This is a genomic window from Vibrio sp. (genome assembly GCF_984391705.1).
The window spans coordinates 1-11,081 of the sequence record NZ_CFHWOM010000082.1; the positions used below are offsets into that span (position 1 = coordinate 1).

Annotated in this window: 9 protein-coding genes and 1 pseudogene; 2 read left to right on the plus strand and 8 right to left on the minus strand. The window is 43.6% G+C overall.

Annotation, left to right across the window (positions count from 1 at the left end; all coding sequences use genetic code 11):
• Positions 1–172, minus strand: a pseudogene (locus tag AC4MRV_RS20440) (phenylalanine--tRNA ligase subunit alpha); the annotation flags it as partial.
• A gap of 255 nt (positions 173–427) precedes the next feature.
• Between AC4MRV_RS20440 and AC4MRV_RS20445 the strand changes: the two are divergent.
• Positions 428–913 carry a GNAT family N-acetyltransferase gene (locus AC4MRV_RS20445; protein WP_491189143.1) on the plus strand — a complete coding sequence of 162 codons (486 nt, stop codon included), beginning with the start codon at positions 428–430 and terminating at the stop codon, positions 911–913.
• On the opposite strand, the gene AC4MRV_RS20450 is transcribed toward AC4MRV_RS20445, so the two are convergent.
• The 5 genes from AC4MRV_RS20450 to AC4MRV_RS20470 form a co-directional block, all read right to left on the minus strand.
• Complete coding sequence (locus AC4MRV_RS20450) at positions 896–2,017, minus strand: GGDEF domain-containing protein (RefSeq protein ID WP_491189144.1); 1,122 nt, start codon at positions 2,015–2,017, stop codon at positions 896–898. The two genes, AC4MRV_RS20445 and AC4MRV_RS20450, sit on opposite strands and share 18 nt — an antisense overlap.
• A 188-nt stretch (positions 2,018–2,205) precedes the next feature.
• A complete protein-coding gene (locus AC4MRV_RS20455; protein WP_491189145.1) occupies positions 2,206–3,387 on the minus strand; it encodes a hypothetical protein in 1,182 nt (393 codons plus the stop codon).
• A gap of 6 nt (positions 3,388–3,393) precedes the next feature.
• Positions 3,394–4,188 carry an outer membrane lipoprotein-sorting protein gene (locus AC4MRV_RS20460; protein ID WP_491189146.1) on the minus strand — a complete coding sequence of 265 codons (795 nt, stop codon included), beginning with the start codon at positions 4,186–4,188 and terminating at the stop codon, positions 3,394–3,396.
• A gap of 13 nt (positions 4,189–4,201) precedes the next feature.
• The gene (locus tag AC4MRV_RS20465) at positions 4,202–6,577 is read right to left on the minus strand and encodes an efflux RND transporter permease subunit (protein ID WP_491189147.1); all 2,376 of its coding nucleotides are present in this window, start codon (positions 6,575–6,577) and stop codon (positions 4,202–4,204) included.
• A 176-nt stretch (positions 6,578–6,753) separates the two neighbouring features.
• Positions 6,754–7,542 carry a TetR/AcrR family transcriptional regulator gene (locus tag AC4MRV_RS20470; protein WP_491189148.1) on the minus strand — a complete coding sequence of 263 codons (789 nt, stop codon included), beginning with the start codon at positions 7,540–7,542 and terminating at the stop codon, positions 6,754–6,756.
• 224 nt (positions 7,543–7,766) lie between these two features.
• On the opposite strand from AC4MRV_RS20470, the gene AC4MRV_RS20475 reads away from it, so the two are divergent.
• Positions 7,767–8,846 (plus strand): PQQ-dependent sugar dehydrogenase, encoded by a 1,080-nt coding sequence (locus AC4MRV_RS20475; protein WP_491189149.1) that lies wholly within the window; start codon positions 7,767–7,769, stop codon positions 8,844–8,846.
• Between the two features lie 11 nt (positions 8,847–8,857).
• Here AC4MRV_RS20475 and AC4MRV_RS20480 read toward each other — a convergent pair whose 3' ends face one another.
• On the minus strand, positions 8,858–10,333 hold the full coding sequence (locus AC4MRV_RS20480; protein WP_491189150.1) for a sensor domain-containing diguanylate cyclase: 1,476 nt from the start codon (positions 10,331–10,333) through the stop codon (positions 8,858–8,860).
• Positions 10,334–10,345: 12 nt separating this feature from the next.
• Positions 10,346–10,834, minus strand: coding sequence for a hypothetical protein (locus AC4MRV_RS20485; protein ID WP_491189151.1), 489 nt, complete (start codon positions 10,832–10,834; stop codon positions 10,346–10,348).
• Positions 10,835–11,081 lie beyond the last annotated feature (247 nt).

Here is an 11,081-nt window from a genome sequence, read left to right on the forward strand (position 1 = left end):
GACCAGCTTCACGGCGCTCTTCTGGTGGTAGTTTACCTAGGCTTTGAAGTTGAGCCGTTAGCTCACCTTTCTTACCTAGATACTGAACACGCACTTCATCAAGTGCAACTAACGAATCTGCTGCTTCAATAGCGGCGTTCGCGTTAGCAATGATCTCTTCTAGATGTTGCATCGTTTCCTCATCTACCTACACCTACATGCAATAGGCATAAGTGGTAGTGTCCATTCTGGGTTAAGCGCAAACTGCGATTACCCGACAGGGATCTTGGGTCTATAAATAGCTGTACATAGTAACGAATGACAAGGTCAAATCCAAATTGAAATCACGCTATTTACTGCCTTTGGGTAAAATTTCGGCTGAGCGCTTGATAAAAAGCCTTTTAGCACCCAGTTATTTAATCACTAAGCTGCATTATAAGGATTTAATATGACCGTTTTGATTGAGCCAATTCGCCCAGAGAATGACAACGAGATCTGCAGCATAATCAAAGCTGTTGGGGCAGAGTTTGGCGCTGTTGGCGAGGGGTTTGGACCTTCCGATCCTGAAGTAGAAGCAATGAGCCAATACTACACATTAGACAAAAACAGTTTATATCTAGTCGCGACGCTCGATGGAAAAATCGTTGGTGGATGCGGATTAGCGCCTTTTCAAGGTTCAAAGAGCGTTTGTGAGCTCAAAAAGCTGTTTTTACTTCCCGAAAGCCGAGGTTTTGGTATTGGTGTTCAACTAAGTCAGCAATGCCTTACTTTTGCCAAAGAGCAAGGCTTTACCTCTTGTTATCTCGATACCTTATCTTCAATGAAATCAGCCATCAGCTTGTATGAAAAGCTCGGTTTTGACCATTTACCCGCACCACTAGAAGGCACAGAGCATGGTGGGTGTGACGTCTGGATGCTAAAACAGATCAGATAGTTGACTGCTTGCAACACAGTTACGTCCTCGAGCCTTAGCGGTATAAACGGCGTTGTCTGCTGCTTTGATAAGGTCGTTAAAGTCTTTCATGGTTCCTGTGCGCGAGCCAACACCAACGCTTATGCTGCCACGCCAGACGCTTTCACCTGCAGGTACCAGCATTTGATTAACCTTTTCTCGGGTGAGCTCTGCAATGTGCAAACCACCCTCCAAGTCAGTGTTTGGGCAGATAACAAAAAATTCATCGCCACCCAATCGGCAGACCAGGTCATCGCTGCGGAATGAGTCTGCTAAAGTTTGAGCCAATTCTATCAATAATCGGTCGCCCGCATCATGGCCTGCAGTATCGTTCACCTGCTTAAAATAATCTGCATCGATCATAATGCATACTAATGGCTCATCATTCGAAATCGATTCTTGCCAGTAGGCTTTAAGCTTACGTATGGCACAGCGTCGGTTAGGCAGTTTGGTTAATGAATCGGTAAGTGACAGCTCCTCAAGTTGCTTGTTAGCATCGGACAACTCTTTGGTACGTTGAGCCACTTTATCTTCCAAGCACTGATTAAGCTCTAGCAGCTCTTTATTGCGCTCCGATACTTGATCAAACAGGCCATTTAACGCTTTTAGCAGGGGCTCCGTAGAGCTATCTTGCTGTTTCTCTTCATTTTCCCAAGCTATTTTGGGATCAACTCCAGATTCAATCTGCTGTACTTGACGAGACATATTCTGGTCGATGCCAAGAATATGATAAGCGAGCCAATGGATAAGAAAATTAAGCAGATGTTCGGACGCTTTTTTGTTTTCTTCATTAATGAAGGCTTGCATACTGATGATATCAGCCATGAAAGCTCGATGAACTTTAACGTGCTCTTCAATATGGTCGGCATAAACACCAACAGAACGCATTAGATTCTCTTCTTCCTTGAAGTGGAATTCTGCGTAGCGAGATAACTCGAACAAAGCCATACGTATGTCTTGCAGCGAGATGCTATTTTGGGCGATGAGATCTCCATATCGATTGATAATCTCAACGAGATATTGATGCTGCTCATCGACATCTTCAAGCCCAGTTTCATAACATTTATCCCATTGAAATGACTTCATCGAACTACTGCCTTACTCTCTGCTTTAGATTGGTTATATATAAGAATTTTATAATAACCATAACTTACATGCGGGATTTTACATGGTTTTATCGAAAAGCAATGGAAGAAACACGAAAAAAGGGAGCTAGATCAGCTCCCCTTAAGTTGGGATCAATATCACTATCTAAAACGGGCATCGAAGACGTTCTAGAAGTAGTACTCTAAAGAAACTTCGATAAAATCATCTTTACGAGCAAAGTACAATAAATCATCAGGCGTTTCATTCTCGAATAACCATCCGTTAACTGTCCATGACAAGTGATTGGTAAGACGGCTAGATGCCTCAAGTTTGGCGCTGTATACATCTTGATTATCCAAGTCTTGAGTAATACCAAACAATATCTCCGTACTGTCTTCATCATTCAAAGCAAGTCGAGTCCCTGCAAAAATGTCATTCTGCCCTATTGATTGAGCGTTGTTCCCTCTGCTGTCATAAAGGTATTCCGCAATCAAACCCAGATCCCACACTGTATCAAACACACCAACCACAGTGTATTCAAAGCCACCCACAGCTCCAGTGTGATCATCGTGACTGTCACGATAGATGCTTTCAAGCTTCCATAACCAGTCTCCCACTATTCCTTGCACGTCGATGCCTACTTGTTTGGCTTGCGCGTAGTATGGCTGTAGCTCATTGCCATTTAGTCCATAATAAGGGTCGCGGTTTGTCCCCTGAAAATAGCTTAGACCTAAATCCCAATCGCCAAGCATCTGAGAATAACGAAACGCAAAATCAACGTGTTTCTCCTCTCGACTCGACTCATAAGCTGCATCAGTAGAAACTGGAATTGTTGGCCTTAGCCGCCCATCCTCACCTGCAAATGTACGCTCTCGAAAGTACGGCAGTAACAAGGCATCGATTGTTCCCCACTCTTTCAGCGATGTGAAGTGCAGCATGGGTTGACCTAGCTTATCCTCGCCATCAAGAGATTCGATTGCGTCCGTTTGGTTAACAACATCGACAAGGTGTGCAGACTCCGTCACACCCCAAAATACCTTACCGATGCCAGCTCGCAACTCGTAGTCGTCCCAATAAGTAAGATATAGCGCTTCACGAATATCTCCGTGAGTTCGTTCATCATCCATACTATCTACTCGATAAAATGGAACAAATGTAAAATCCGAATTGTCATTGATTTGCCAATACAACTCAGGCTTTAGCACTAAAGAACTCTGCGCCTTATCTTGATCTTGTAGCCCATCGATAAAAAACTGTCGATGTTCAAGGTTCAGCTGACCAGACAACTCAACGGCGTGACATTGTAACGCAAGCACTGTTAATAACGAGCAGGCCATTAACTGGCCTGCGGTAGCATTAAGACTCAACATAATTCCCTACTTCACCCTTTTGAGTACATTCTTCTCAAAGTCTTTTTCATTTAAGCCCGTTTGGAAATCCATTTGGCTGGTCGTGAGAACCGTACTTTTGCCAGTCTGATGATTTACCATTGCCATGGTATGAGCGCGCCAGTACTGATTTAGATACTGTTTGTAGTCTTCGAACTGCAATGTTTTTAGTAGCGCGCCTTTGCGATCGTAAAACTCTACTTTTATTGGTCGATAATGTTGCTGATCAAGCCAAACCAGCTGCTTTGTATAGCCCGAGTTTTTGTCTGTTGGAGTTTGCTCCAGAACAAAGGTCGCTGAGCCAGAAACTGTCTCTTCTTTCAGATAATTAAAGGTATATTTCTCAAGTTCAAATGAGCTCAGATCCTCATACGCAAACTCACTGCCCATAAATGGCCCTGATTTGTTTCTAGAAGAGATGCGCTTTACGCGCTTTAAAGCAGGTAGATACAACCATTGGTCGTCGGCATCAACCGTGTGAGAGTGATTGAGAAATGCCGTACCTTTCACATCTCTCGGCTGATCAAAGATAGTCAAACCTTTATCGCCATCCCCAGCTACTTCAAACGATTTCAAACGCATTGCTCGTGTACTGCTTTCTCCTTGTGCGTTTTTTAAAATCATCTCCATTGTGGCCACTGAGTCTTTCCATCCTTCATCACGCGCTTTGCGCTCTTTCGCGATTTCCAAGCCTCGCTCTGGTGTTGCATACACTTGACCGCTCACCGCTAATAGGACGGACAGAGCAATGGATTTAGTCAGAGAGTTATTGGTTATTTTCATTGGTATATCCTTATTAGCTTTGAGTTTGTGTTACAGATGCTGTGGAAGCGATTTTTTCTTCAGTTCGTTCTGTATAGCTAGCGGTATCGAACTTCATCAGTAGTGCTGGTAGGAAGACGAAATCAACGACTAGTGCAATAAAGATGACTAATGCACTCAGTTGACCCATATCTGCGTTGAGCCTAAAGCTCGACATTGCAAGTACTGAGAACCCTGCAACAAGAACTACAGTCGTAATCCATAATGCGCGGCCTACGGTATGGAAGGCGTAGCGAACTGCTTCTTCCGCAGATTGACCTTGTAAGCGAGCACGCTGGTATTTGGATAGGAAGTGGACCGAATCATCAACCACAATTCCTAATGTGAGGGTTACAACCACTGATAGCCCGAGGTTAATTTCCCCTGAAATGAGCGCCCACAAGCCAAAGCCAATAATGGCAGGCGCCATATTCGGCACGACACTGATTAAGCCTAAACGCGTCGAACGCAATGCAAATATCATCAAGGCAGAAATCAAGATCAAGGTAATTGGAAGAGTTGACAACATACTCGCCATATTGGTCTCCCCGATATGGGCAAACATAAGTGACGGGCTTGAGGCAACCACCTCATATTGTGGTGCATACTGAGCAAACCATGCGTAAATGCGGTTTTCAAGATCAACCAGCTCTACACTGCCTAGGTTGTCAACCGTCACTACCATCTTAATTGATGACTTATCGACATTGATTTGATTATTGAGATCCAACCCATAAGGCAAAGACATCTCATACAGCAGTAGGTATTGAGCTGCTAGCTCTCTATCCAACGGGAGTTTGTAGTAACTTTGGTCATCGGCGTGCATGTTTTTATTTAAGCGCTTATACACATCAGAAAGCGTTGCGACATGGTCCGCTTCAGGTTGCTCACGTAACCACTGAGAGAAATCACCGATAGCTTGAAGAAACTTAGGATCAGCAATCCCTTGAGACTCATTGGTTTTAACCGCAATGCTGATGTTGGTCATACCGCTAATACGAGCTTCCATAAAATCAGCAGCACGTCTGAACTCACTACGAGAATCAAAGTACTTCACAGATTCATCGTTAACCTTATTCAATGGCAGCAAAGCGGCAGATATCGCGATAACGACCGCTGAAATAGGCAATAAGGCTTTACGATTTGTCACCACCCAGTCGCCAAGTTTGTCCATAAAGTCAGAAGAACTATGGCTCGATTGTTCGACTGGTTTAACTTTGATAGGCAATAATTTAAGCATCGCAGGGAGTAGTGTTACGGATAGGAAGCAAGCAATCATGACTCCCAGAGCTGCTAGGTTGCCGAAATCTCTCAGTACTGGTGAATCAGACATGTTCATCATCAAGAAACCAATCGCAGTAGTGACGGAAGTTATCAAGATTGGCATGAAGTTGATCGCGACACTCTGATCGATAGCGAACTGCTTCGAATGCCCCTTTTTCATATTCTGACGCATTGTCGCAATCACATGCACACAGTCAGCAACAGCCAAAGTCATTACTAGGGTGGGAATATTGACGGTTGCAGTACTTAGGAACATACCGGCCCAACCAGAAAGGCCCATTGTCGCCGTGACAGATGAAATGATGACTAACAACGTTGCCAATACACTGAGGAAAGATCTCAACATCACCATCAAAAAAACCAAGATGACGAGTAACATTGTCGGAACTAATGTCGAGCTATCTTCTTGAGCAGCCACCATAAAGGCATGATTCATCGCAACAATGCCCGCTTTATGAAATTCCATATCTGGATAAAGGGCTTGGTATTTAGCTATCAGTGCATTGGCACTATCAACCACTTGCATGACTTCTGCAGTTTCATCTTTCTGTGGCAACTGCACCGTCACATTTACAACGGTGACATCACCTTTTTCAGAGATCATAGAATGCTTAACTACTGGCTCCGATAACGCGATCTGTTTAATTTTGGCGATTCGCGATTCGGTGAGTGCGTATTCATCTAGCAAGAGATCTTCCACGATGAGATCATCTTCCAATGCTTCGGTATGCTGATAGTTAGCCAAAGAGTCCACTCGGCTAGAATAAGGGATTTGCCACGCATCTTGAGTAAGCTGCTGAACAAGGGTTAATGTTTCTGCTTCAAACACATCGCCACTTTTAGGGGCGATGACAATAGATAGGTTGTCTGATTTCGCAAACGTCGTTTGGATTTCGTCGTAAGCTTTCAACTGAGCGTTTTGCCCATCAAAAAAGATATTATAGTCGCCGCGAAAATAGAGGTTTTTTCCTCCAAGGGTTGCCGCAACAACTAACAACATCGTTGCGAGCAAAACCCACCAGCTAAGGCGGGTCGGCAATGTCAGCCATTTGGGAGGCTGCTTAGGGGTTTGTTGATTAGTAGTCATCACACTCTCCGTTTGTGACGTTTCGTCAAAAGTTGTTATTTAAAAACCAGCAATAGCTGGTGTTTAAGTAACAACGCTGAAAATTACCCACGAACTAATGTTCGCATGTCATTTTTTGACGATTCGTCACCAACGTTAATTATAAAAGCCCAATAAGGGCTTTTATAGTCGGTGTGTTATCGGCCGACCGATTCCAAATATTCGATCTCTGGAGAGAACAACTCTCGTTCTACTCGTTGCCAAGTCTTCTTGTAGTCCCACTGAGTCGATAGTGGTTTCCAATTTAGACCGTCTAATAACATATTCGCGTTATGTAATACGGAAAAAGGGTCTTGGAGACGATTGATACAGTGACTGTTCGAAGCATTCTGCGTAAGTGCATTAGAGCCAAAAGCGATCGACCAGTTAGCAAATACGATCGCATCAGAACCAATCCCCGGCGAGAACTGCAAGTCTCCCTGCTCGACCGCAAAGTTCACTAGCTGATCGGCATTACTGATCACCTGCTCTTCTAACTCGTTGAGCTCTTTAACTCGTTCTGGGGATGCTTTTTCAAGAACCCAAGGGCTCTTAGCCATAATCGCACACGTTGAAAGCACAGGTTCCATGCGAGCATAGATTCGATAACCTACATGCATTGCCATAACTTTCTCGCGTGTATTCCCCTCAAACTCAGCGGCTCTTGCAAACAGTATCGCTTCACTCTTCAACGAATGAATACACAGCGTGATAATCACATCTTCTTTGCTACAAAAATGATTATAAATAGTACCTTTCGAATAAGCGCTCGCAGCCGTCAGCTTATCCATGGTCAAGTTACTCCAACCTTGCTCTTGCACTAAAGACTTAGCAAGTAAAGTTAACTCTACCTCTCGATCAGCAATAGCCTGCTGTTTTTTGGTACGCCCAAAACCACAGCCAGTACTTTCTTTTTTATCACTCTTACTACAACCAAAGCCAAACATGATTAATCAATCCGTATCTGTCCGTTACTCCTTAACCTTTTTATTGTAACACGAATAACGATAGCGTGATAAATTGCATTTTATGACGCACCGTCATTTTTGACACATCGTCATAATAGAGTATTTATTGATCATTTCAAGTAAATTTATAAGAATGATTTATGACAACATTAATTTAACAGTTCAATTCCAATATCCAAACAGACACCCATGGAGCGGAAAATATGTTTAAATCAGTCAAGTACGTTGTTCTAGGGATTATTTCTGCATGCGCAACGACACCAACTTGGGCTTGGAGAGCAGAACTCATTACATCGGGGTTAAGTGTTCCCTGGGGGCTCAGCTATTTTGGTAATAACCGACTACTCGTCACCCAACGCCATGGTGAAATTGGCGTAGTTGATATCGCTAATGGGAATTATAAGAAAATCAGCTCACCGCCTCAGGTAAAAGCACTTGGTCAAGGCGGAATGCTAGACGTTGCCCTGTCGCCTTTTGAACCCCATACATTTTATTTTACCTACTCAAAACAAGTGGATGACGTCTACGAAACCGTTCTCGCAAGCGCTCAATATAAACAACAGAAGCTAGTAAACTGGCAGGAAATTCTTGTAACTAAATCGGGCTCCGATACAGGAAGACATTTCGGCAGTCGTATTACGTTTGATGACCAACATGTCTATTTCTCGGTTGGAGATAGGGGAGTAAGAGACAATGGGCAGGACCTATCAACCCATGCTGGTTCAATCCTGCGTCTAAAGGCAAATGGCACAATCCCTTCGGACAATCCTTTTGTAGACAATAAATCTGCACTTAATGAAATCTGGAGCTATGGCCATCGAAACCCGCAAGGGCTCTTCTACGACAAGGCCACTATGAAACTTTGGTCCATCGAACATGGACCTAGAGGCGGAGATGAAATCAATTTAATCGCCAAAGGGAAAAATTATGGTTGGCCCATCACTTCTCATGGTAAAGAATACTGGGGACCTATCTCTGTCGGAGAGGCAAAAACATTACCGGGAATAGAGTCACCTAAAAAAGTATACGTTCCATCGATTGCACCAGGCTCTCTTATCCTTTATAGGGGAAATGTTTACCCGTCTCTAGATGGAAAACTCATCGCCAGCGCTCTCAAGCTCACTCACCTGAATGTGGTGTCCATTGATGGTCAATCCACCGTAGGTGGAGAAAAACGCCTGCTTGAATCACTTGGCGAGCGCATTAGGGACCTTGAAGTCACGCCGAAGGGAGAGATTTTATTTAGCACAGATAGCGGAAATATATACCGCCTTGTGGAGTAATAGAAAACTCTTTAGCTATCGATACTTTGCCAGTTAACGCAATTGCGCCCCTGCTCTTTACTCAGGTACAAAGACTTATCGGCTGCATTAAATAGATTTTCTTGCAGCTCTTTGTAATCTATTTCCGTGGTCGTTTTAAAGCTGCGAACTCGGGTGCCCCCCGTAGAGATCGTGACCACTCGATGAGGGTTATTGCCTGTATGCAAAATCGCCAACCCTTCAATTTCAAGTCTGAGGCGCTCAGTGAAGTAATCAAGTTGAGAAACTGAAGGCCTAGCGCAAAGAATCACAAATTCTTCACCGCCGTAACGGAAAGCGAGATCGGTATCGCGTACCAATTCAGCAATTTTTCCCCCTACTTTAGCTAAAGCGTTATCCCCTTCTGTGTGGCCATATATATCATTGAATGATTTAAAATTATCTACGTCGCACACAATCATGCCAACATACTGGTCTTTACTCAGTTGTCGCTTGATAAACGGCAGTACCACTCGCGTATACTTATAGCGAGAGCCAAGCCCAGTTAACGGATCAGTATCAGATTTAGTACGTAGAATATTGAGCTGAGTTTCAATTTTTACCAACAGACCCCGGTATGCTCGTGCAAGTTGGCCGATTTCATCTGTACGCTCTAACTCAGGTAAAGTTTCAATTTCCTTAGAGCCAATCTCAGAGTTCATACTCCTAGCAAGGTTTTTCATCGGTGAAACTATCCAATGCGTCACCCACCAGATCAATACCAGCGACACGATAAGTGCTGCCCCTGCCTCAAAAATAAGTTCTTTGATCAGCGAGGTTTGAATTTGAGTTAACTTGCTGGCATCGATGACAGCCCAAACATAGCCACCATTTGTATTGGTTAATGGCACTTCAATGTGAAGAACACAGTGTTCCTGATCAAGTTGATAACGTATACCGTTATACTTAGGCTTGTTCCAATCAAGCGTCACTGTTTGGTTGAGTTGCTGGCTACGAACTAAGACTTCATACTCTGTCTTATTGCGCTTGAGTAAATAAATGAGCTTTTTGGTGGTAACGGGATTGATAAGGTCTGGGTCCGCGATCTTTTGTTGTAAGCCCTGAATCTTGTTTAAAAGGCTGTCGAGCTCTTGATCATTCACATCCGCACGCCAGAGCTGTTTGTTTTGCTCTAAATAGCGTACATGTACGTCTCTTTTAGAGTAATCCGAAACACCTTTAACTTCTAAAAAGAGAAGATCCTCTATAGAGCCTATCATTTGTTTTGTAGAGGGCATCGTAAGATTGGCGTAATTGACTCCGGCAACAGAGCCCGAAAAAAAGTTAATGTGCGTGTCGATTGAGTGCTTGGCTAGCAGGGCTGAGTAACGGACTTGTCGCTCCCATTCACTGGTATAGCGCGCATAACTCATCCCAAGAATCACGATCACAACCAGAATTAAATGCGATACTAACAGCATTTGATTGATGGTCATTTTCTTTAATGGGGAACTTAGCTTACTCAACATGACCGCACACCCCTACTCATTAAACAGTCCTGTAGTAGGAGTCGCGCACGTACCATTAATACAAATATCTTGATAGGTAGTATGACAACTTTGGCAAAAGCTTGGCTTTAAAGTGGGATGAGTATGGCTGATATCGTCGCCATTTCGGTTGTAGCTACCGTAAATTGCCTCGCCACCGAGGTGTTCAGTTACCCATACTATACCTTGGACTTCTGATATGGCGACAGCCGTAGGTCCATCGCTATATGGCCCATGAGTTTGATACTCTTCGAGCTTTTTCGGATTAACTCGGATTGTAAGTGGAGACCCTTGCCCGTTATTGATCCAACTGTATGCCCTAACAGATTCTTGAATGAACAATGAAGCATCTTCTGGCAAAACAGTATCGGCAGGTAGGTTCATCGATTCCTTTACAATAGGCCAGTTTTGCCAGTTGTCCGGATAACTAGCCAGTGATTGAGAGCTCGCTGGCCAACTGCACAATAGAACTGCAACCATCATCCATAATGTTGTATTTATAAACTGCAATACGAAACCCAAACATAAAGTAATAATGAAAAACCTTATAAACTTCGGTGTATTTTATTTGATTTGCGAATAAATGAACACTCTTTTGAGCATTTTATCAACAGAAGGTGTGTAGGGATGAATAGAAATAAAAAAAGCCCAGCATTTCTGCTGGGCTTTATAACTTGGAGCGACACACGAGGTTCGAACTCGTGACCTCAACCTTGGCAAGGTTGCGCTC